Below are 21,940 nucleotides of genomic sequence, written 5' to 3'. Positions count from 1 at the left end.
ATTGATCCGAGCCTGGATGTCCTGCTGAGCAATATTGCTCACGCCGGGAGCCGGCGTCCCGCCGAATTGGCCTGCCCCCCATGACACACCGCGACTGAGATGGGAAGGGACGCAGGTCGGAGATGTTCACCGACCGGCGGCGATTTTCCGGCAATGTGAGCAATATTGAACTGAAGCTGACACGCGAGCGCGGCATGCTGGCTATGACGCAGCCGGCGAATCGGCTGTCATCGGCGGCGGCTTCGGGTACAGCGTACCCCGCCATATGGGCAGGAGCTTCATATGTCCGAGGTCTATGCTCGTCCAGAACCGACGCTGATTCCGATACCCCGGCCACTCTGCCCGGCCTGCCAGAGCCGCATGATGCTGATCCACGTCGGGGCAAGCTGCGACGGTCCCAATCTTCGAATCTTCGAATGTGCCAAATGCGGGAACGTCCACAAGATATCCATGGACGACCCGATGAGATCAGCCAAATAGCAGCTGAAGGGGAACGCTCAAGGAAGCGGCCCCAGCACGGGGGTGCGAACCGGGGCCGCCATTCATCGGGTATGATGAGTGGGCATCATATCCGGTCGCCATCACCAAGTAGTCCCGGCGACGTTCGTTCCAGGCAGACTCTCACGATGCCCGCCTACCAGCGTTTGCGCCAAACGCCGCCCCAGCTTCCGCCCCATCGGCTTCGTCCGCGGACGAGCCCGATGATCATGAGCAGCAAGACCGCGCCGACCGCGGCGTCGATGATCTGCGAGACGATCCCCGAACCGAGATGGATTCCCAGCTGCGGAAATAACCAGCTCGCGATGAAGGCGCCCGCTATTCCCACGACGAGATCGCCGACCAGGCCCAAGCCCGTACCCATGACGATCTGGCCCGCAAGCCAACCGGCCGCGATGCCCACAGCCAATATGACGAGAAGGCTTTCACCAGATATGTTCATTTTCACCTCACCAACGGACGACCAAGCAGTGTTCCGTCACCCGTCAGACTAGACCCGGGCAAGGGCGGATGATGTGCAAAACTGCTCAGATGCCGATCGTATGATCGGCGCGCGGCTCAGGATCAGTTGCGGACCATTCCTTCAAAGCTGAGCAATTTTGCTCTGCAGCAGAGCGAGCCAACCGATAGGCTCTCTGATGGCCGTCCCTCGACCGGCACGAAGAGGGGTCGACAAGTGGCGCGGCTGACGCCTCTGCAGTTCGTCCAGGAGATCTCACCTTGACTATCAGAACAACACGGACCACCGTTTCGTTCGCCAATCCCTTCGTCCTTCAGGGCCTGGAGGGCACTCAGCCCGCCGGTGAATATGTCGTCGTCACTGACGACGAGCAGATCGAAGGGTTGTCGAGGATCGCCTATCGGCGCGTGGCGACGCTGCTTCAGACGCCCGCGAGGTCTGCCCCCCAATTACTGATCCAGTTCTACTCGGTCAGCCAAACGGAGCTGGATGCCGCACTCATGAAGGACCGGCATCAGACGGTCGTACGGCATTGAGAGCGCAGGCGAGCCGTATGGCGAGCCGGCCGAGGCCGCCGCCACAATTGCCTGGCCGGGATCACCGGGGGGCCCGAAGGCGGACGCAAGATTTGCCTAACGCGCCCGGCCCCGGCCCTGCTAAACTGAAGCCCCCTCCATCAGGTTCTTGACGACGTTATGCTAAAAGCGGCGAAAAGCTCGTTCGATCCAAAACTCTTTCTCGCCAAGGTCGGCGAGGGCAAAGCCATACTGAAATTCGACAAGAACCAGGTCGTGTTCTCGCAGGGCGACGCCGCGGACACGGTTTTCTACATCCAGAAGGGCAGGATCAAGGTTCTCGTCGTCTCCGAGCAGGGCAAGGAAGCCGTGGTCGGAATCATGGAGCCCGGACAATTCTTCGGCGAAGGTTGCCTGAACGGCCATCCCTTGCGGATTTCGACAACGGTGGCGATGGAGCAATGCCTGGTCACGTCGATCGCGAAATCGGCTATGCTTGCGATACTCAAGGGCGAGCCAAAGTTCTCCGAGTTGTTCATGGAGTATCTGCTCAGTCGAAACAGCCGCATCGAAGAAGACCTGATCGACCAGTTGTTCAATTCGAGCGAGAAGCGGCTTGCGCGTCTTCTCCTGCTCCTGGCGAATTTTGGCAAGGATGGCGCCACGCAGCCCATCACGGCGCAGGTCAGTCAGGAGACGCTCGCAGAGATGATCGGGACGACCCGCTCACGCGTCAGCTTTTTCATGAACAAATTTCGCAAGCTCGGCTTTATCACCTACAACGGCAAGATCGAGGTTCACAGTTCCCTCCTGAACGCGGTCTTGTATGACAAGCCTGAGATCGTGAGGGACGACTGAGACAGTTGGGGGCAAGAACGCCTCGAGCCGCCTCCTGCAACGATATGAAGGTACCCCATGAAAAAGCCGACCGCGCACGTCGACGAGATCGCGCCGAGAATCATTCAAAGGGCTGACGTCGCACCGGCCGATGGCTTCACGCTTGTGGTCGATGGCCACTTCAAGACCCGTTACGACAGCGAAACTGCTGCCCGAGAAGCCGGCGCCGAGTTGCTCGGCAGATTCCCAATGCTGCAAATCCTGGTCTACGATGCTGCGACCGGGATGCGGTCGCCGCTGCAATAGATTTTCGGCGTGACCGGGCCCGCATCGGGTGTCGTTGCGGGCCTGTGCGAAGTGTTCGTGAAGCTCTCGGAATGCAGGATCATCCTTTCTTGGGACGATCGGACGGGGTGTCCGAGACCTGCCGGCGCAGACGTATTGCTTCCGCAAAGCTGTCAGATGGCTGCCTTTGCGGAGCGGGACGGTTCTCGGGCTCGTCAGGCTCCGGTGCTCGCAGGACGGAGAGCAGCGCTTCGCTGTCGCGGTCCAGACGCTTGTCAGCACCCGACGCGTCGAGCGTATGGCCGACCAACTCGCCCGAGAGACGATAGATATTGTTCCCCCGGAGATCGTAGACTTTCTTGCCGGTGAGGTCGAAGATCGATGTGCCGTTCAGAACCCCGGCGCGGATTCCCCTGTTGTTGAATATGTATCCGCTCACCACACATCTCCCATCGACGGCCCTTTGGCGGTACGCCGGCGACCGCCTATCGGGTCGCAACCCGGCCTTTCGCCTCCTCCTCGGCCAGACGTATCATGAGCCATTGCCGCCGGACGTCGTCTTTGGCCAGATCGATCTGCCGTCTGAGGATTTTGAGGTTTTCGAGGTGGATGAAGTCTTCCAGGTCCTCCATTCGGGGGCACCCGCTCAGGTCGGTGGCCTCAAATCGTGACTGGCGAGCCAGAGGGCCGCGGCCGATCTCATCGGATCGGTTTCGACTGCGGCAGCACGAATGTGATGGCAGGCGCACGCGAACGTTCCGATGTCAAAGGCGGATGAGCCGGGGATCCTCACCAAGCTCATGGGTTCGCCGCACCTGGGACAGCGCGGCCGCCGGTCTGATGCAAGTGACGAACCGAATGAGTGGGAATGTTGCAAATGCATGCGATGCACCCTCGAGATCAGGCGGGAGCGTTACAGCACTCTCAGTCACCGATAGATGCCGATAAGGGGCGGTGATACAGCCAGCATGAGCCGCCGGGACCGAAGTTACTGGTCAATATTGCTCGCTCGAGCAAAGTTCCCGCCGCCTGGAGCCCGGCCCGGTTGCCTCGGCAGACACCGCGGCTAGACGCCCAGCGCCTTCCGATTGAAGGTTCGCAGAACACGCAGCGACAGCGTTCGCACGTTCGCGACATTGAGAAGCCACGCCGCGGCGGCGTAAGCGAAACCGCCCGCAAGGCTCACGATGACCAGCGCGACGAGCCCGGTGCCGTTGACCTGCGACCGCGCGACGAGGATCGCAGCCGCCATGGCTGCGGCGGAGGCGGCAACGCCGGCGAGACGATTGACGTCGAACGGCACGGGATGGGCACGGTGCATCAGGACGAGTGCGACGACGAAGCCGATCGCCTCGGTCGCAAGCGTCGCCAGCGCCGCGCCGTTGAGACCGTAGCCTGCGACCAGCGCGAACATCAGCGCGACGCTCACCACGAGCGTGAGGAAGGACTGCGCCGCCAGCATGAACGGCCGCTCGGCGAGCTGAAAGCTGATCTGGACGTAGAACTGATTGGCGATGCCGAAGAAGCGGGCGAGCACCAGGGTCGGCAGCAGCGCCGACACGCCGGCGCGGAAGTCGACGCCGACCAGCGTGCCTGCGACCTGGTCCGCCGCCAGCGCCAGCCAGATCGCGACGGGCGCGACGACGACGAGCAGCAGCTCGAGACTTTCGTTCAACCGCTCGCGCGTGGTCTCATTGTTCTTCTCCGACAGCGATCGGAACACGAGCGGCACGGTCGCCGCGGCGACGCTGGAGGCGATCATCACCATGAACTGGCGCGGCAGATCGGCGGCGACGCCAAAGATGCCGGCGGCGTCCTTGCCGAGGAGATAAGCGACGATCAGGCGGTCGCAGGTCGAGTACAGCGCGACCGAGAGACCGGCCAGCGTCAGCGGCAGGCCGTAGCGCGCCAGCTGCATGAACTGGCTGCGCTGGAAAGGCGCGATCCTGGTGCGGTCGCCGACGAGATTGAGGATGATGCCGGTCAGCGAGCCCAGCCCGAACGCCGCGAGCAGGCCCATGCCGCCCCAGCCGAGCCAGATCCCGAGCAGGCCGAAGCCCACGCTCGATACGCTGCGCACGATCGAGATCGCCGCGAACCGGTAAGGGCGCAATTTGGCGCGCTCGAACTCCTGGCCGACATCGACCGCATTGGCCATGATCGCGACGAACATGCTGACGAGCAGCAGCTCGACGCTGACGTCGCTGCGGAACAGGAAGACCAGCGGGGTCGTGGCACAGAGCACCGCGGCCGTGAGCCCAAAGGCGACCATCGCCGTGCCGCGAAAATCCACCTCCGCCGACATCGCCTGATAGCGGGACACCGACAGCTTGATCCAGGCGAAGAAGATCGCACCCAGAATGCCGGCAAGGCTGATGCCGACGACATAGACGCCGTACTCTGCGGGCGTCAGCAGCCGCGTGTAGGCGGTGACCGCGAAGAAGCCCACCGCCGCAGGCAGGATATAGGCGACCAGGTAGATGGAGAAATGGCGGTTCAGCATGCGGGCACGGGACCGGAAGCGGTCATGCGAGTTTTGCGGCCGTTGATCAGTTGGACCTTGGGGTGGCGATCGGACTGCGCCGCAGCATCCCCGAAGAGTGTCACATAAGTCTGCAAATCGGGCCGCGAATGGAGCAGCACGGCGGATTTCGCGCGTTAGCGTTAAATTTGCCCTTTCCTCGAACCGGAGCCGCAGATCACTGATAAGAGACCATCATTCAGGCGCCTTAAGACGCTTTCCAGCGCGTGAACGCGCTGGAACAGCGATGCAGCGGCCCATGGGTTGACGCACCTGACATCCGGCAAAGGTTAACCCAACACGACGAAACCCCGGCATTGCACGGCGCCGCTTGGTACGATGGCGCATTGGTTCCCGAGGGAATGCCGTGGCAAGGCTCGACAGACGCGAATTCCTTCTCGGCAGCGCCGCGACGCTTGCGGCGGGTGCATCCGCGTCAGCCTTGCCGGCGTCGAAACTTGCCCAGCGCCGTCCGGGATTTGGTGCAGCGGCAACGCTCTGGGACCTGCAGGCCGATCCGCGGCTTGGCGAAGCCATCAGCACCTATTGCACGCAGGTCGTGCCGGTGCTCGAGCTGAAATGGCCGATGCTGCGCCCGGACGCGCACACGTTTGCCTTCGAGCGCGCTGACGCGATCCTGGATTTCGCGCGGGCGAACGATCTGACGATGCGCGGGCATGCGCTGGCCTGGTATCACGACATTCCAGACTGGACCAAGCAGATCAAGGACGCCAAAGGCGTCGAGCGTGCGTATCTCGACCACATCGGCACCGTCGTCTCCTACTACAAGGAGAAGCTGACGTCGTGGGACGTCGTCAACGAGCCGATCCCGGACAATCCCCGCAGTCCGAAAGACCGGCGCGACACGTTCTGGACGCAGCATCTCGGCAACAACTGGATCCCGCTCGCCTTCCGCACGGCGGCCGCGGCCGATCCCTTCGTCAAGCTCGCGATCAACGAATACGACATCGAGTCGGCCAAGGACTCCTTCATCGCCAAGCGCGCTGCCTACCGCAACCTGATCATGGAGCTGCTCGACCAAGGTGTCCCGCTGCACGCCGTGGGATTGCAGTCGCATCTGCATGCCGAACTCGAGATCGACACCCATGGGCTCGCCGAATTCGTCACCGAGCTGCGCTCGTGGGGGCTGGAAGTTCTCGTCACCGAGCTCGACGTGGACGATCAGAAGCTGACGGGCAACCCGGCCGAGCGCGACGCCATCGTCGCCAAGCGTGTCGATGATCTCCTGACCGCGATCTCGACCAGCGGCCCGGTGCGCTCGATCCTGACCTGGGGCCTCTCGGATCGCTACAGCTGGATCAACGGCACCTTCGCCCGCGCGGACAAGCAGCCGAACCGTCCCCTGCCGCTCGACGGCGAATTCAGGCCGAAGCCGTTCATGGACGTCATCAGCAGGTTCACGAGGGACGTTTGAGGGCAGCTTGTTCTAGCGCGTCTTCGGCGTCTCGAACTCGGCTTCGTCTCCCATATGATCGGGAGACAGGCTCGGTCCGCGACGGTCGCGCGAGCTGAGACGAAACACATCGCGGATATCGTCGATCGAGGTCGACGAATAGGACTGGATGCAGAGCGCGACCTGCTCGGGCGAGGCGGCGCGCATCATCGCCTCGATGGCCGGGCGGTCGAGACGCGTGTCATCCCAATGCGAGACCGCGATGCTGTCTTCCGTCACCCGATGTGCTGCCAGATGCTCCGGCGAATTGGCGACGAAGTGGCCGTAGAGCAGGTACTCGGAAAACTTCTTCTTCCGGCACAGTGCGAGAGCCCAGCCGAGGCCAGTCGCCGACTTGATGGCGTCGGTCATCGCGCGCGCGGTATCCTTGTCCCAGACCAGCGCGTTGCCGACATAGTCGTCCGCTGGAAACGAGCGCTCCTTGATACCGAGAAGCTGATCGACGGTGCGGAGCCACAGCACGTGTAACGGGTGGTCGGCGTCGATCCCTTTGCGCGTGACAAACAGCGGCGTCTTCTCACCGCCGGCATATTGGCCGACATCGAATTCGCGGAAGAACAGATTGTCTGAATCCAGGATGCAGACGCGCTGCTCGGGCGCATTGAGGACGCCGGCGATCTTCAGCATCTGCTGGATGTGCCAGCCGTGCACGGGTGACGACAGCAGCGACAGCCAGACGCGTCGTTTGCTGATGAACTGGAGCGCCGGCGGCAGCGCCCAGAGCCATTTCGGCAAGTACCGCGAGGCCGGAACGATGACGCGCTTGTCGGAAGCGAACCGCTCGAACAGCGGCACGTCCTCATCGTTAACGAGAACATAATGCCGCGTATATCCCGTCAGCCAGGTGTCGATGCTCTCGCTGAGCAGCGAAAAGCGTTCGATATCCTTGGCATAGCTGGCAGTCAGCAGTGCAACGGAATGCATGGAGCGTGCTCGAATGGCCATCAAGCCATAGTCATAACCGCACCGGGGGGCGCTGGATACTCACATTCGCAATCAAGGTAAAATGAAACGAAGCATCAGCCATCCGACGGCAGTCCCTGCTCGATGCCGCGAAACCGCAGCGGCGCCAGCGCGGAGGCGCGCTGCCACCAGTCGGCGACGCGGTCGTCGAGCGCGGTCGTGCCGCGACCCCGGCCGGGAAAGATCCTGATCTGCTGGACCGGCTCGGCCTCGAACCCCTTGCCCCTGCGCGTGATCCTGATGACGGCACCTTCGCGGTCCCGCTGGGTCAGCGGCACCAGAAGGCGGCCGCGCGGGCGGAGCGACTGGAGCCAGAGCGGATGCGGATGCGAGAAGCCGGCATGCACGATGATGACGTCGGCGGGCGCGCCGATGTCCTCACACCCGTCGCCCTGGACGACCTCGACATTGCGATAGGCGCGAAGAAAGTTCGCGGCACGGGCTGCAAGCCGCTCGTCGCATTCGATCGCACGCACGCTGCCCTTCGGACCGACGATCTTCGACAGCACCGCCGAGAAATAGCCAAGCCCGCAGCCGATCTGGACCACGTGGTCCTTGTCCCCGACGTCGAGCAAATCGATGAAATGCGCCCACAGGCTCGGCAGGCCGGTGTCGAGCTTGCGGCGCGCGTCGATCGCGACCAGCACATTGTCGTAGAGATGAACGGGATCGGCGTCGGGCGTCAGCCGATAACTGCGCGCCGCCTCGCTCTTGATGCGCCAGGGCCCTCTCGCCAGAAAATCCTCGCGCGGCACGGCGGCGAGCGCTTCGAGCAGGCGCTTTGAGGAAATCCGCTCGCGCTTTGCGATTCTTTCCACGTAGCGCGCACGCGCGGCGGCGAGATCGCTCATGTCAGGGATCGATCCGTTCCCGAACGGGCGCGTCCGCGCGAAGGTCGTTGACGAGCTGCATCGCCTGCTTCAGGTCCGGCGTGAGGAAGCCCTCGCTGAACTTGCCGACGATCGGCGTCAGCAGGAGCGTCGCTTGCTCGCCCTTGCCGGCATCATGCGACAGGCGCGCGAGACTGACGGCGGTGCGGAGCTCCCAGGACAGCGCGCCCTGTTTGCGCGCGGTCTCCAGCGACAGCACGAACAGATCTTCCGCTTCCTGCACCGACGCCGGATTGCCGTCCGACAGGGTGATCTCGCCTTGCAGCCGATAGACCTCGGCAAGGTAGGAGTGATCGCCGGTCCGCCTTGCGGTCGCCAGCGCTCCGTCCAGCGCGCGAAGGGCGGCGTCGCGCAGGCCGACCTTGGCGTAGGCTTCCGCGAGCAGGCATCGGAACCAGCAGCCGGCGAGCCAGGAATCCATCGCCTCATATTCGTCGAGGCCGAAGCGCATCTGGCTGAGGCCCTCGTCGGCCTCGCCGAGCTGGGTCAGCGCCCAGCCGCGCAGGATCGCGGCCTGCTGCTTCCAGTGCAGGAAATTGTGCTCGGTGGCGATGATCATGGCACGGTTGGCGTGATCGCGCGTGCCTTCGACGTCGCGCAAATGCTGGCAGAGATAGGCGCCGAACACCAGCGCGAAAGCGAGCGTGAAGGGATGGCGGATCTTTTCGGCGTTCGCGATCGCCTGTTCGCTGTGCTGGCGCGCCGCGTCGGGCCGGCCGAGGAACCACAGGAGATAGCCGAGATAGGACAGCGAGACCACGCCGGGATCGGTGCCGTGGCGCACCATCAGGTCGGAATGCAGATCGGGGCTGTAGAGATTGATGCAGCGGTGCAAATGATGCTGCGAGGCGGCAAAGCGCCCGCGATAGAGCATGGTCATCGCGATCGCGCGATGCGCCTCGATCAGATAGCCGGTCTGCTGCGCCGGCTGCGTCCGCTCGCTCAGCCGCTCGCGCTTGGCGAATTTCAAAAGTTCGACGCTGAGATCGTGCGCGCGCGTCAGATCCGCTCGGATGAAGTGGCACACCCAGAGCCCGCGCGTGGCAGCAAAGGTATTCTCCTCATCGTCGAGCTGCCGGCCGAGCTCGAGCGCACGGACGTAGTTCTCCTCGACTTCCTGCACCGCATAGCCTTTGGCGGCGATCAGCGCGTTGCCGAGCGCGATGCGCAGCTCGAGCTCCATCTCGTCGGCGCCCTGCATGCGCGCATTGGCCTGCACGACGCTGAGGCCTCGGTGCAGATGGCCGATCGCCTCGAGATTGGCGCCGCTCTTGGCCGCCTGCTTGCCGGCCTTGAGCCAGAAGCTCGCCGCACCCTCGCTCTGGCCGGATTCGGTCAGATGATGGGCGAGCAGCTCCGGCTCGCGCTCGGTCTTCTCCGGATACATCTCGGCGAGCACCTGGACGATGCGGGCATGCAGCTTGCGCCGCTCGCTGTGCAGCAGGCTCGCATGCGCGGCGTTCTGGATCATCACATGCTTGAAGGAGTAGAGCGCGTCCGGCGGATGGCCGCGGCGCATGATCAGCCCCGCCTCCTCCAGGTGATTGAGCGCCGCCTCGATCTGCTCCGAAGGCGTATTGGCGACTGCGTGCAGCGTCTCATAGGAGAACTCGCGGCCGATGGTGGCACCGATCTGCGCGATCCGCTTGAACGGCCCCATCCGGTCGAGACGCGCCATCAGCGAGTCCGTCAGGGTTGCCGGGATCGCGAGTTGCCGCCACGGGCCCGACAGCACGTAGCGCCCATGCCGCTCGGTCAGCAGGTTGGATTCGAGAACGGTCTTGGTCAGCTCCTCCAGGAACAACGGCACGCCGTCGGTCTTGACGATGATCTCCTCGACGACCTCCTTGGGAAGCTCTCTCCCGGCGACGCGCTCGACCATCGTCGTGCGCAACTGCCGGCTGAGGCGGTTCAGCACCAGGGTGGTGATGTGCGAATGCGCATTCCAGCTGGGCTGGAACTCGGAGCGCGCCGTGATGATGACGAGGATCGGCTCGTTCTGCACCTTGTCGACGAAGAGATCGATGACCTCGCGGGAGGTCGGATCGATCCAGTGCAGGTCCTCGAAGACCATCACGAGCGGCATCTCGCGTGCGAGGCCGAGGAAATGATTGACCAGCGCCACGACCGTCGCGTCCTTCTGCTGCTGCGGCGACAGCTCGAGCGGCGGATAGCGGTCCCCGGTCGGAATGGACAACAGTGCGGCAAACAGCGGCGTGACCTGCTCGATGTCGCCATGGGCGGCGGCGATAGCGGTCTCCAGGCTCGCCAGCGAGTGCGCGGACGCATCCTCCCGGTCGAGGCCGAGGGAGAATTTGAGCTGCTCGGCGAACGGATAGAACGCGGTGGACGTGTAGTAGGGCGAGCACTGGAACGAGACCTGTCCGTGGCGGTCGCCTGCGATCCGCTCGAAGATCTCCTGAATGATGCGCGACTTGCCGATGCCGGGCTCGCCGAACTTGACCACGACCTGGCCGTCGCCATCCTTGACCTGCTGCCAGCGCCCCATCAGCAGCGCGATCTCCTCCTCGCGGTTGACGAGCGGCGTCAGCCGCGTGCCCATCGCGGCGGCAAACCGGGTCTCCAGGCGCGAGGCACGCACCACATGCCAGGCCTGCGTCTTCTCCGAGATGCCCTTCAGCGCGTGGACGCCGAGATTGCGGTAGTCGAACTTCCCCTTCAGCAGCGACTGCGTCGAGGCCGAAATCACCACGCCATTGGGCGGCGCCAGCGCTTGCAGGCGCGCGGCGAGATTCACGGTTTCTCCGACCGCGGAGTCGCGCTCTTCGGTGCCCTGCCCCACGAGGTCGCCGACCACGACGAGACCGGTCGCGATCCCGATGCGGACGGCGGGCGAGTGGCTCAGCGCGCCACGCGGCTCGATCGCGCGTGCGGTCGACAGCACCCGCACGATCTCGAGCCCCGCACGCACCGCGCGCTCGGCGTCGTCCTCATGTGCAGTCGGATAGCCGAAATAGACCAAAATGCCGTCGCCGACGAACCGGGCGGCAAAGCCCTCGTAGTGCTTGACCACGCGGACGCAGGTCTCGCGGAAGCTCGCGATCAAGTCACGCACGTCTTCCGGATCGAACTGCACCGAGAGCGAGGTGGAATCCACCATGTCGCAGAACATGGTGGTGAGTTGACGTCGTTCGGCCCCGACCTCCGCCCGGGCCTGCGGGGGCGCCGCGGCGGCCGGCGCCTCCGCGGTTTCAGCCTGGAACAGCGCCGCCATCGCTCGCTGGAGCCGCTTGCGATCACCAAGCGGCAATCCGAGCTCGACCAGGTCGGATTCGGTGAGATCCGCCATGACATCGAGATCGAGGCGGTGCTGCGCGAAGAGATCGGAGTAGTGCGCAAGGCCGATGCCTTCGAGCCAGCGCTTCAGCCCGCCTTCCGCTCCCGTGCCCGGCTCATTCTCCAGCATGGTGATTCTGCCCGACCATCACTCCGTCGAAGGGCTTTAGGCCCCTCAACCACAGATTTTGGGGCCCGAACTTCACCTCAGACTGGACGCGTTCCCTAACTCATAGGAAGAATAGCTCAATCAGATCAAAAAGGAATGGCATTGTCGGACATTGCATCCGGAGCGGGATCGGTCGGCGCGAGCGGCGAAACGAAGATCTTTTCCCATATCGGCGGCCTTCTCGACTTCTACGCCCGCAGGACGCCGGCGGCGCCCGCCCTCCTCGCCCCTGGCCGGCCGGCCCTCACCTACGGCGCGCTCGGCGAGCGGACGCAGGATCTGGTCCGCACGCTGCGCGGGCTCGGCATCGCGCCGGCTGACCGGATTGCCGTTGCGCTGCCGCGCGGCGCGGACAGCGCGCTGGCACTGATCGCGGTCGCATCAAGCTGCGCCTGCATCCCCGTCAATCCCGATCTGACCGCGGACGAGCTGCAACGCTATTTCAGCGAATTGAAGCTGACGGCGCTCGTCACCCGGGCCGACATGAACTCGGCCAGTCGCGACGTCGCCAGGGCGCTCGATATCGCGGTGATCGATTTCGTGCCGGGGCCGAACGACGATCTCGGAGGCTGCGCGTTCGTGGGCCCGGCGGTCGGTCCGGCGAGCACGAGCGGCGCCTCGCGCGGCGACGACGATGCGTTCATCCTCCTGACGTCAGGCACGGCGGCGCGGCCGAAAATGGTGCCACTCACGCATCGCAATGTCTGCCTGTCCGCCACCAATGCCGGCCGCGTGCTGTCGCTCACGTCCCACGATCGCCTGCTCAACGTCCTGCCGCTGTTTCACGCCCATGGTTTGATCTCGGGTCTGCTGACGGCGCTGGCCGCGGGCTCCAGCGTGATCTGCACCGAGGGTTTCGACGCCTCGTCCTTCTTCGGCTGGATGCGGGAGCTGCAACCGACCTGGTACACGGCGGTGCCGACCATTCATCGCGCGCTGCTGACGGCGGCGGAAGCGAATCCGGACCGCGCCCGGGCCTCGTCGCTGCGCGTGATCCGCTCGGCCTCGGCCTCGCTCGCGCCCGCGATCCTTGGCGGACTGGAGGCGACGTTCGGCGTTCCCGTGCTCGAAACCTACGGCATGACGGAGGCGGCCTCGCAGATCGCGGCCAACCCGTTCGAGCTGCGCAAGCTCGGATCGGTCGGCCGAGCCGCGGGGCCCGAGATCGCGGTCATGGACGAGACGGGCCGCGCGCTTGCGAGCGGCGCACACGGCGAGATCGTGCTGCGCGGCGCGAACATGAGCCGCGGCTATTATAATGACGAGGCGGCGACGCAGGCCGCCTTCCGCGACGGCTGGTTCCGGACCGGCGATCTTGGCTATCTCGATGCCGACGGCTATCTCTTCATCGTCGGCCGCATCAAGGACGTCATCAATCGCGGCGGGCAGAAGATCTCGCCGCTCGAGGTGGAAGAGGTCCTGCTCAGCCATCCGGCAGTGCTGGAGGCCGGCGTCTTTGCCGTTCCGCACCCAAAGCTCGGCGAGAACGTCGCCGCCGTCGTGGTGTTGCGAGCGAATTCCGAGGCGACCTCGGACCAGTTGCGCAAGTTCGCGCGAAAGCGTCTCGCGGCCTACAAGGTGCCGAGCCTGATCCGCAGCGTGGCGGCGCTGCCGAAGGGCGCCAGCGGCAAGGTCAAGCGCAACGCACTGGCTGATCTGATCGCGACGGCGGAGGACGCCGATGCGGCGCGCCTGCCGCGCACCACGCTGGAGACGCAGCTCGCGGAGATCTGGGCCGGTCTGCTGGAGCTGCCGCAGGTCGGCATCGATCAGGACGTCTTCGCGCTCGGCGCGGACTCGCTCGCGGTGACGCAGATGCGCTCGCGCCTGCGCGAACGCTTCAACGTCGACTTCTCGTTCGAGGACATCTTCGACTGCGCTACGGTCGCCGCGCTTGCGACCCGGCTGGAGACCGCCGCAACCCATCGCGAAGCGGCGCTGCCGGCCTGGCGCCGGGCCGGAGCTGCGACAGCGGACGCGCCGCTGTCGTACCAGCAGCAGCGGATGTACCTGCTCTCGCGGCTCGATCCGACCCGCTACAACTATAATGTCGTCGAAGTCGCGCTCCTCAAAGGCCTGGTCGACGTCGCCGCGCTTTCTGCGAGCCTCACCGCGATCTGCGCCCGCCATGAGGCGCTGCGTTCGGTCTTCGTCGAACGGCAGGGCGAGCCGGCGCAGCTTGTGCTGCAATCGCCGCCAAAATTCGAGCGGATCAAGCTCAAGCTCAAGCCCTGCCCTGCGGACAAGCAGGTCGCGGTCGTCCGGCGCGAGACGCTCAAGCTCGCGCAATATCCGTTCGACCTGGCGCACGAGCCACCACTGAAGGTCACGCTGCTGTCGTTCGACAAATCCAGCCACGCGCTGGTGGTCAATTTGCATCACCTCGTCACCGATGGCTGGTCGCAGCGGCTGTTCTGGGAGGAGCTCGCCGCCCATTATGCCGCGGCACGCAAGAAGGGCGTGGCAGCGCTGCCCTCGTCCACTTTCCAGTATCGCGACTTCGCACTGTGGCAGCAGAGCTGGGCGCGAACGCCGGTGGCAAAAGAACAGCTCGATTACTGGCGGACGCAGCTCGACGGCGTCACCACGCTGCCGCTGCGGACCGACCGGCCACGGCCGGAGATCTGGAGCGGTCACGGCGCCCGTCACTATTTCGAATTCTCCAGGGCCCTCTCGGGCGACGTCCGCGCGCTGAGCCAGGACCAGGGCGTCACGCCCTTCATGATCCTGCTCGCGGTGTTTCAGTGCCTGCTATTCCGTCACACCTCGCATGAGGATGTCGCGACCGGATCGCTGATCGCCAACCGCAACCAGATCGAGAGCGAGCGTCTGATCGGGCTGTTCGCCAACACCCTGATCCTGCGCAACGATTTCGGCGGCGATCCCAGCTTCGGAGAGATGTTGCGGCGGGTGCGCCAGGTCACGCTGGATGCCTACCGCAACCAGGACCTCCCTATCGAGGAGGTGCTACGTGCGCTCCAGATCGCACGCCGGAGCGACGGCAATCCGCTGTTCCGGATCATGTTCATCCTCCAGAACGCCTCGATCGAGGCGGCACGCTTTCCGGGTCTGTCGACGCGGCGGCTGGAGGTCGATCCAAACGTGGCGCGATTCGACATCACGCTCGAGCTGGTCGAGGCCGACGGCCGATTCACCGGGTTCTTCGAGTACGCCACCGATCTGTTCGATGCGGCCACGATCGAAGACATGGCTGCTCAATTCAAGACCCTGCTCAAGGCCGTCATCGCCAATCCGGAACAGCGCATCTCGCGCCTGCCGCTGCTGACCGAAGCCGAACGCCGGCAACTGCTGGCGAAGGGCCACGGCGTGCCGGCCAATTTCACCACGCGCGGCAATTTGAGCGAACGCTTCGACCGTCAGGCCAGGACAACGCCGAACGCTGTTGCGGTGTCGGACGGACACACATCGCTGAGCTATCGCGAGCTGGCCCGGCGCAGTCAGGCGGCCGCGCGCTGGCTGGCCCGCGAAGGCGTCGGTGCCGAGAGCGTGGTCGCCTTGCTCGCGGAGCGCGGACCCGATCTGCTCGCCGCAATGATCGCGGTGCAGCGCGTGGGCGCGGCCTTCCTGAACCTCGATCCCGACCAGCCGCCGGCGCGGCTTGCGACCATTCTCGGATCGAGCTGCGCCCGCGTGCTGCTGATCGGGCGCGCCCAATCGGCCATGGTCGAGGCACTGCTCGAGCCGTTGGTCGAGCGCATCCAGGTGGCCGAGCTCGACGACGCGATCGCGCCGCGGGCGACCAAGCCGGCCCGCGCCGCGCGGCGCGCGGCATCCAGCCTCGCCTATCTCATCTATACATCGGGCTCCTCCGGCGCGCCGAAAGGCGTCATGATCGAACAGCGCGGGCTGTCGAACCATCTGGCGTCGCTGATTTCCGAGCTGAAGCTGTCGGCCAGGGACGTGATCGCGCAAACCGCGCCGCAGAGCTTCGTCATCTCGGTCTGGCAGTTCCTCGCTGGGCCGATGGTCGGTGCGCGCGTGCATGTCTGCGGCAACGCGATCGTGCAGGACCCGATCCTGCTCGCGCGGGAGATCGAGCGCGAAGGCATCACCGTGCTCGAGATCGTCCCGTCGCTGCTGCGCGTGATCGTCGATCGCATGGACGAAGCGCCGATCCTGCGCGCCTTCGCGAGGCTCCGCCTCCTGATCTCGACCGGCGAGCCGCTGCCGGTCGACCTCTGCCGCGCCTGGTTCGCCCGCTGCCCGAAAGTGCCGCTGATCAATGCCTATGGCGCATCGGAATGTTCCGACGACGTCTCCCTGCATCGCCTGACCAAGCCGCCCGCGACCGCGACGAGCAACGTTCCGGTCGGCGCGCCGCTGCCGAACACCCAGCTCTACGTGCTCGACGCAAACCTTGAGCCGCAGCCGGTCGGCGTGACCGGCGAGCTCTGCATCGGCGGCGCGGGCGTCGGCCGCGGCTATATCAACGATCCCGCGCAGAACAAGCAACGCTTCCTGCCCGATCCGTTCTTGCGCCAGGCTGCTAGCCGGCTGTACCGGACCGGCGACCTCGCCCGCCGCCGCGCCGACGGGACGATCGAGTGCCTCGGCCGCGCCGACCATCAGGTCAAGGTCCGCGGCTACCGCATCGAGCTCAAGGAGATCGAGAATGCGCTGGCTGACCATCCGAGTGTGCGCGCCGGCATCGTCGAGCCGCGCCGCGAGGCCAGCGGCGATGTCAGGCTGATCGCCCATATCGTCGCAAGGCCCGGCAGCCGGGTCAGCGCCAGCGAGTTGCGCGACTTCCTGAAGAGCCGACTGCCCGGCCATGCCATCCCGTCCGCATTCCTATTCATGGATCAGGTGCCGCTCAACGCCCATGGCAAGATCGACCGGTCCATGCTGCTGGCACCCGCACAGCAAGAAGCATCCGAGCCGGATGCGGCCGTGCCGGCGCGGCGTTTCACCGAAAAGGTGCTCTCCGATATCTGGATCGATCTGCTGAAGGTCGAGAACCTCAGTGTCACCGACAATTTCTTCGATCTCGGCGGCCATTCGTTGCTGGCGGGTCAGGCGATGGCGCGCGTCGCCCGTGCGCTCGGCGTCTCGCTGCCGATCAAGACCATCTTCGAGGCGCCGACGATCGAGGAACTTGCCCGGCGGGTCGACGAGGCCGTGGCGGCGAAGCCGCACAAGCCTGCTGCAAGCCTGCCAAGACTCACTGAAACAAGGCTGGCTGAAAACGGCCCTCCAACGCTCTCGATCGCGCAGGACCAGATGATTCGCATCGAGCAGAGCCTGCCGGGGCTGCCGCTGTTCAACCTGCCCTTCGCCTTCCGCCTCCAGGGCCCGCTCGATCCGGCCACCCTCGCCCAGGCGTTCGGCGACATCGTGCGCCGCCACGAATCGCTGCGGACCGCGTTCGGCTGGAGCGGCGGGGAGCCGGTCAGCCGCATCGCCACACCCAGCGAACTCGGGCCGGTCCTCACCGTCGAGGTCATTGGCGACGGGCGGCCGCACAACAACAAGCGGCGCCAGGCGCTCGAACTCAGGAAGATCGATCTCCTGATCGAGCAGGAGACCTACACCCCGTTCGACACCGCGCGGCCGCCGCTGTTGCGGGCACGGCTGTTGCGGCTCCATGCCGACGATCACGTGCTGCTGCTGACGCTGCATCATGCCGTTGCCGACGGCTGGTCGATCGGCGTGCTGTTTGAGGAATTGTCGAGCCGCTATGCGGCGCTGGCCGGACGTCCCTCAGCGCCGCTGCCGAAGCTGCCGCCGGCCTTTTCGGACGTCGCACGCTGGCAGCGCTGGTGGTGCGGCACCGACGCCGCCCGCCGCCAGGCCGCCGACTGGACGGAGAATCTGCGCGGTGCGGCTCCAATCTTCGACGGCGACGCGAACCCGGGCGCATCCACCGGTCACCATCCGCTCAGGCTCGAACCCGACCTGATCGCGCGGCTCACGGCGTTCGCCGGTCAGCATAACGCCACGCTGTTCATGTGCCTGCTCACCGGCCTGAAGGCCCTGCTGCTGGCACGGACCGGCCGTACCGACATCTCGGTCGCCACCGCGATGGCCAATCGCGCCCAGCCGGACACCGACCGAATCGTCGGCCCGTTCGAGAATACGGTGATCGTCCGCACGAAAATCACGCCGGATCTGTCGTTCGCCCAAGCCTTGGTCCGCGTGCGCCAGAGCGTGCTCGATGCGCATGCGCGGCAGGAGCTGCCGTTCAACATGCTGGCCGACCATCTGGAGCAGCAGGGGATCGACCCGGCCGCGCTGCTCCAAGTCTATTTCACGCTGCAAAATCCGCTGCGCCAGCCGCTCGACCTGCCGGAGATTGCGGTGCAATCGATCGGAAACATCGCGCGCGAGGGGCAGCCGGTGCTGCCGATCGACCAGACCTGGCTGTCGCTGATGCTCAAGGAGCGCCCGACCGGAATCACCGGTTCATGCAATTACAAGGGCGAACTGCTCGAGGCCCGTATGGTCGGCGAGTGGATTGAGGATTTCGTCGCGCTGCTGGGGGCCGCCGCCGCCCAACCCAACACACCGCTCGACCGATTGCTCGATCGCAGGGCTGCTTGACCGCCTGTACAGCACGGGCGAATACAGGTTCACTCGTCAAAGCTGTGAATGACCAAGTTGCATCTTGATTATTTGGCGCCAGCGCGCAAGATTATTCTCGCGTTTCGATTTGGACGATTATTTTGATCCGGGGGAGTGTTATGGGTTTCATCAAATTTACCAAGGGCACCTCGTTGAGCGACAAGGACCGCAAGGCCCTGCAAAAGCTGCTGACCGACGAGAAGAAGAAGCTCCAGTCCGCGCTGAAGGACGTCAACGCCAGCCTTTCCATGCTGGGCGGCTCGAAGAAGGCCAAGAAGAAAAAGTAAGACTCGTCGGCCGGGACGCCGCACGAATCTTTCGGAAAACGGGCCGCTCGCCTGCGAGTTGGGGTCTCGCACAAGCTTGAGCTCGTAAACCGGCCTGCAAATCGACAAGAATTCGCCCGGGTGGACCGATAACAACGCTCCGCTCAGTTGGTTCTTGCTCAATTGATTCTTCCGTCAGGACCGGGGGATTTGGCCTCCGCCTGACGCCATGGGCCTGATTGATGGCAGACGACAGAATTGAACTGTTTGTCGGACTGATCGAGACTATTGACGCGCCGGGCGCGGCCGATGCGTGCCGGCGCCTGCTCTCGGTCGACGAACGAGTCCGCGCCGACCGCTTCGTGTTCGAGCGGCATCGGCGGCAATATATTTTCGCGCATGCCATGCTGCGCCTGGCACTGTCGCGGGTCGCGCCCAACGTCGCTCCCTCCGACTGGTCTTTTGGGGCCGGCCGCTACGGGCGACCGTTTGTCGCTGCGCCCGCGACCTCGATCGCGCTGCATTTCAGCCTGTCGCATGCCGATGGCTGCGTCGCCTGCGTCGTGTCCGGGCATGAGGCCGTCGGCGTCGACGTCGAAACCGTGTCGCGGCGTGTCGCCCCGCTCTCAACCGCGAATCGTTTCTTTGCGCCGGAGGAGGTCGAAACGCTGCGCAGCCTGCCGGAGCCGGCGGCGATCGAGCGCTTCTTCGACTATTGGACGCTCAAGGAGGCCTATCTGAAGGCCAGGGGCTTTGGCCTCAATTTGCCGCTCGACGCCTTCGCGATGCAGGTGTCGCGCGAGGCCATCGAGATCAGCTTCAAACCCGACATCGCCGACGATCCGTCGGGATGGCGCTTCTCGCTGTGCTCGCCCTCCCCCTCGCATCGCCTCGCGATTGCCGACGGCTCCCGTGCGGACGGCGGCCTTCCCATCAGCCGCAACGCCTGGCCGCTCCAGGAAGCGGCTGAATGACGACCTCGCGGCTGCGCGTCTTCCCCGCGATCTCGCGCAACCGCGACCCCAGGACATATGTCGGCGAGCTGATGCGGGTGGCGCAGTTCGCCGACAGCAACGGCTTCGAAGGCATTCTGCTGTTCGAAGGCAACGACGTGTTCGTCGAGCCCTGGGCAATGGCCCAGCACATCATGGCAGGGACGACGCGATCTTCGCCGCTGATCGCCGTCAACCCCATCTACATGCACCCGTTCACGGCAGCCAAATTCGTCTCCTCCTTCGCGCAGTTCTACGGCCGCAAGGTCTATCTCAACATGATCACGGGCACCGCGGTCAGCGACTTGCAGGGCCTCGGCGACGACCATTCCCATGCGAACCGCTACGTCCGTCTTGGCGAATTCGTCGCGCTGATGCGCCAGTTGCTCTCAAGCCCGCGGCCGGTGAATGTCGCGGGCCGGTTCTACCGTGCGAGCAACCTGCAACTGCGCCCCCGCCTGCCCGCGGAGCTGATGCCGGAATTTCTGATCGCGGGCCAGTCCGAGGCGGCACAGCGCGTGGCGAAGGAGACCGGCTGCATCAAGATGCAGATGTTGCCGCCGGACCTCGATCGCGGGCTCGATGTATCAGGCATGAATTTCGGCATTTTCGCGCGCGAGAGCCGCGACGAGGCGCGGCAGGCGGCCAGGGCGCGCTTTCGCGACAATCCCGATGATCGCGAGCTGCTCGCGCTCACCGTGGAGAACAGCGACTCCGTGTGGAAGCGGCGGCTGTACGAGGGGCAAAGCGGCGAGCTCGCGGACAATGGCTATTGGCTGTTGCCGTTCCTGACCTTCCAGGCCGACTGCCCCTATCTCGTCGGCAGCTATGCCGAGATCGGCGCGAAGCTGAAGGATTTCGCGGCGAAGGGCCTGACCACGATCATGCTCGACATGGTCGCGGACGAGGCCGAGATGCAGCACGTCTGCAAGGCACTTGCGGCGAGCGGGATGTTCTGAGTTTTCCCCCTCTCCCCGCTTGCGGGGAGAGTCCCCCTCACCCGGAATTTGCTGTCGCAAATTCCGGCCTCTCCCCGCACGCGGGGAGAGGCGAAGATATCACCGCGCTTCTTCAAACCCTGCCAGCACCGAGGTCAGGTTCGCACCCAGGATCTCCGAGAGATAGCCGCCCTCCTGCACGAACACGGTCGGCAGGCCCATCCTGGCGATGGCCTGGCCGATACGGCGGAAACCCGGCGTGGTAACGGCAAGGCCCTTCAGTGGATCGTGCTCGGAGGCATCGAGGCCGAGCGCGATGACGAGGGCGCCGGGAGCAAAGGACTCGATCGCCTTGCGCGCGACATCCATCGCCTGGATGTAGCCGTCGTCGCCGGTGCCGATCGCCAGCGGGATGTTGAGATTGGTGCCGAGGCCCGGGCCTTCGCCGCGCTCGTGCGCATAGCCCCAGACATAAGGATAATATGCGACAGGATCGGCATGGATCGACACCGTGTACACGTCCGGCCGCGCATAAAAGATGCCTTGCGTGCCGTTGCCGTGGTGGACGTCGACGTCGAGGATCACGACGCGCTCGTGCTTGAGCCGCAGATGCGCGGCTGCAATCGCGCTGTTGTTGAGAAAGCAGAAGCCGCCGGCCATGTCGCGATAGGCGTGATGGCCGGGCGGACGGCAGAGCGCGTAGGTCGCGTCCTCGCCATCCATCACCATCTGCGCGGCGGTGACCGCAACATCCGTCGCAGCACAGGCCGCGGCCCAGGTGCCCGGGCCGATCGGCGCTGCGGTGTCGGCCGTGTGCCAGCCGAGCTTGCCGACGATGTGGGTCGGATAGGTCGCGGCATGCCGCACGGGATGGATGTTGCCGATCATCTCGGGGCCGGAATCGCCGAGCGCGGTCCAGGCGTCCCAGGCCTCGCTCAGAAACGACAGATATTCCGGACTGTGGATGCGCGCGCGGGGTCCCTGCCCGAATGTCGTCGGCTCGACCAGTTGATGCTTGCCGTCCTTCAACCCCTTGAGCAGGCGGTCGGCGCGCTCGGGCTGCTCGGTGGTGCGCTTGACGACACCGCGAACCAGGAAGAATTGCGGATCATGGCTGCGGTGCAGTTCGGTATGGACGGCTTTCACTCAAACACTCCGTGGTCGCTTTGACGGTGCCACAGATTCTTGATCGCTGCGGCGGCCAGATGCAAGCAAGAAGAATGCCGCCTCTGTCGCACCGCTCTGCGTCGCAA

General features: G+C 64.9%; 16 protein-coding genes. 8 read left to right on the top strand and 8 right to left on the bottom strand.

What is annotated here, in order from left to right; translation table 11 throughout:
- Positions 1-634: 634 nt before the first annotated feature.
- Positions 635-940, bottom strand: coding sequence for a GlsB/YeaQ/YmgE family stress response membrane protein (locus BJA_RS10970; protein ID WP_038966522.1), 306 nt, complete (start codon positions 938-940; stop codon positions 635-637).
- 278 nt (positions 941-1,218) lie between these two features.
- On the opposite strand from BJA_RS10970, the gene BJA_RS10965 reads away from it, so the two are divergent.
- From BJA_RS10965 to BJA_RS10955, 3 genes are all read left to right on the top strand, one after another.
- Positions 1,219-1,494 carry a hypothetical protein gene (locus BJA_RS10965; RefSeq protein ID WP_011085033.1) on the top strand — a complete coding sequence of 92 codons (276 nt, stop codon included), beginning with the start codon at positions 1,219-1,221 and terminating at the stop codon, positions 1,492-1,494.
- 159 nt (positions 1,495-1,653) lie between these two features.
- Positions 1,654-2,331, top strand: coding sequence for a Crp/Fnr family transcriptional regulator (locus BJA_RS10960; RefSeq protein ID WP_011085032.1), 678 nt, complete (start codon positions 1,654-1,656; stop codon positions 2,329-2,331).
- 57 nt (positions 2,332-2,388) lie between these two features.
- Positions 2,389-2,616, top strand: coding sequence for a hypothetical protein (locus BJA_RS10955; protein WP_028175197.1), 228 nt, complete (start codon positions 2,389-2,391; stop codon positions 2,614-2,616).
- 79 nt (positions 2,617-2,695) lie between these two features.
- On the opposite strand, the gene BJA_RS42595 is transcribed toward BJA_RS10955, so the two are convergent.
- The 3 genes from BJA_RS42595 to BJA_RS10940 form a co-directional block, all read right to left on the bottom strand.
- Positions 2,696-3,034 (bottom strand): hypothetical protein, encoded by a 339-nt coding sequence (locus BJA_RS42595; RefSeq protein WP_049832558.1) that lies wholly within the window; start codon positions 3,032-3,034, stop codon positions 2,696-2,698.
- Between the two features lie 46 nt (positions 3,035-3,080).
- Positions 3,081-3,227: a hypothetical protein gene (locus tag BJA_RS10945; RefSeq protein WP_156149857.1), complete on the bottom strand. Its 147-nt coding sequence runs from the start codon at positions 3,225-3,227 to the stop codon at positions 3,081-3,083.
- Between the two features lie 434 nt (positions 3,228-3,661).
- Positions 3,662-5,098 (bottom strand): lipopolysaccharide biosynthesis protein, encoded by a 1,437-nt coding sequence (locus tag BJA_RS10940; RefSeq protein WP_011085030.1) that lies wholly within the window; start codon positions 5,096-5,098, stop codon positions 3,662-3,664.
- 385 nt (positions 5,099-5,483) lie between these two features.
- Here BJA_RS10940 and BJA_RS10935 point away from each other — a divergent pair, with 385 nt between their 5' ends.
- A complete protein-coding gene (locus BJA_RS10935; protein ID WP_011085029.1) occupies positions 5,484-6,551 on the top strand; it encodes an endo-1,4-beta-xylanase in 1,068 nt (355 codons plus the stop codon).
- Between the two features lie 12 nt (positions 6,552-6,563).
- Here the strand turns inward: BJA_RS10935 and BJA_RS10930 are convergent, their stop codons facing one another.
- From BJA_RS10930 to BJA_RS10920, 3 genes are all read right to left on the bottom strand, one after another.
- Complete coding sequence (locus tag BJA_RS10930; protein WP_038966521.1) at positions 6,564-7,514, bottom strand: DUF6492 family protein; 951 nt, start codon at positions 7,512-7,514, stop codon at positions 6,564-6,566.
- Positions 7,515-7,609: 95 nt separating this feature from the next.
- Positions 7,610-8,404 (bottom strand): protein-L-isoaspartate O-methyltransferase family protein, encoded by a 795-nt coding sequence (locus BJA_RS10925; RefSeq protein ID WP_011085027.1) that lies wholly within the window; start codon positions 8,402-8,404, stop codon positions 7,610-7,612.
- 1 nt (position 8,405) lies between these two features.
- Complete coding sequence (locus BJA_RS10920; RefSeq protein WP_011085026.1) at positions 8,406-11,870, bottom strand: ATP-binding protein; 3,465 nt, start codon at positions 11,868-11,870, stop codon at positions 8,406-8,408.
- Positions 11,871-12,005: 135 nt separating this feature from the next.
- Between BJA_RS10920 and BJA_RS10915 the strand changes: the two genes are divergently transcribed.
- The 4 genes from BJA_RS10915 (at position 12,006) to BJA_RS10905 (ending at position 20,708) form a co-directional block, all read left to right on the top strand.
- The gene (locus tag BJA_RS10915) at positions 12,006-18,470 is read left to right on the top strand and encodes a non-ribosomal peptide synthetase (RefSeq protein ID WP_011085025.1); all 6,465 of its coding nucleotides are present in this window, start codon (positions 12,006-12,008) and stop codon (positions 18,468-18,470) included.
- A 140-nt stretch (positions 18,471-18,610) separates the two neighbouring features.
- On the top strand, positions 18,611-18,778 hold the full coding sequence (locus tag BJA_RS42235; RefSeq protein ID WP_165448140.1) for a hypothetical protein: 168 nt from the start codon (positions 18,611-18,613) through the stop codon (positions 18,776-18,778).
- Positions 18,779-18,999: 221 nt separating this feature from the next.
- Complete coding sequence (locus BJA_RS10910) at positions 19,000-19,731, top strand: 4'-phosphopantetheinyl transferase family protein (RefSeq protein ID WP_011085024.1); 732 nt, start codon at positions 19,000-19,002, stop codon at positions 19,729-19,731.
- Positions 19,728-20,708, top strand: coding sequence for an LLM class flavin-dependent oxidoreductase (locus BJA_RS10905; RefSeq protein ID WP_011085023.1), 981 nt, complete (start codon positions 19,728-19,730; stop codon positions 20,706-20,708). The genes BJA_RS10910 and BJA_RS10905 overlap by 4 nt, the downstream gene beginning before the upstream one ends.
- A 99-nt stretch (positions 20,709-20,807) precedes the next feature.
- Here BJA_RS10905 and BJA_RS10900 read toward each other — a convergent pair whose 3' ends face one another.
- A complete protein-coding gene (locus tag BJA_RS10900; RefSeq protein ID WP_011085022.1) occupies positions 20,808-21,833 on the bottom strand; it encodes a histone deacetylase family protein in 1,026 nt (341 codons plus the stop codon).
- Between the last annotated feature and the right edge of the window lie 107 nt (positions 21,834-21,940).

Origin of the sequence: Bradyrhizobium diazoefficiens USDA 110 (assembly GCF_000011365.1) — a bacterium.
GTDB lineage: Bacteria > Pseudomonadota > Alphaproteobacteria > Rhizobiales > Xanthobacteraceae > Bradyrhizobium > Bradyrhizobium diazoefficiens.
Note: the sequence above shows the minus strand (reverse complement) of the source record. Positions and strands in the feature narration are given on the sequence as shown.

Bases quoted from the DNA above. Each gene is read 5' to 3' on its own strand.
- BJA_RS10925 (WP_011085027.1), bottom strand. From the start codon at position 8,404: ATGAGCGATCTCGCCGCCGCGCGTGCGCGCTACGTGGAAAGAATCGCA.
- BJA_RS10930 (WP_038966521.1), bottom strand. From the start codon at position 7,514: ATGCATTCCGTTGCACTGCTGACTGCCAGCTATGCCAAGGATATCGAA.
- BJA_RS10960 (WP_011085032.1), top strand. From the start codon at position 1,654: ATGCTAAAAGCGGCGAAAAGCTCGTTCGATCCAAAACTCTTTCTCGCC.
- BJA_RS10970 (WP_038966522.1), bottom strand. From the start codon at position 940: ATGAACATATCTGGTGAAAGCCTTCTCGTCATATTGGCTGTGGGCATC.
- BJA_RS10910 (WP_011085024.1), top strand. From the start codon at position 19,000: ATGGCAGACGACAGAATTGAACTGTTTGTCGGACTGATCGAGACTATT.
- BJA_RS42235 (WP_165448140.1), top strand. From the start codon at position 18,611: ATGGGTTTCATCAAATTTACCAAGGGCACCTCGTTGAGCGACAAGGAC.
- BJA_RS10905 (WP_011085023.1), top strand. From the start codon at position 19,728: ATGACGACCTCGCGGCTGCGCGTCTTCCCCGCGATCTCGCGCAACCGC.
- BJA_RS10955 (WP_028175197.1), top strand. From the start codon at position 2,389: ATGAAAAAGCCGACCGCGCACGTCGACGAGATCGCGCCGAGAATCATT.
- BJA_RS10945 (WP_156149857.1), bottom strand. From the start codon at position 3,227: ATGGAGGACCTGGAAGACTTCATCCACCTCGAAAACCTCAAAATCCTC.
- BJA_RS10915 (WP_011085025.1), top strand. From the start codon at position 12,006: ATGGCATTGTCGGACATTGCATCCGGAGCGGGATCGGTCGGCGCGAGC.
- BJA_RS10920 (WP_011085026.1), bottom strand. From the start codon at position 11,870: ATGCTGGAGAATGAGCCGGGCACGGGAGCGGAAGGCGGGCTGAAGCGC.
- BJA_RS10940 (WP_011085030.1), bottom strand. From the start codon at position 5,098: ATGCTGAACCGCCATTTCTCCATCTACCTGGTCGCCTATATCCTGCCT.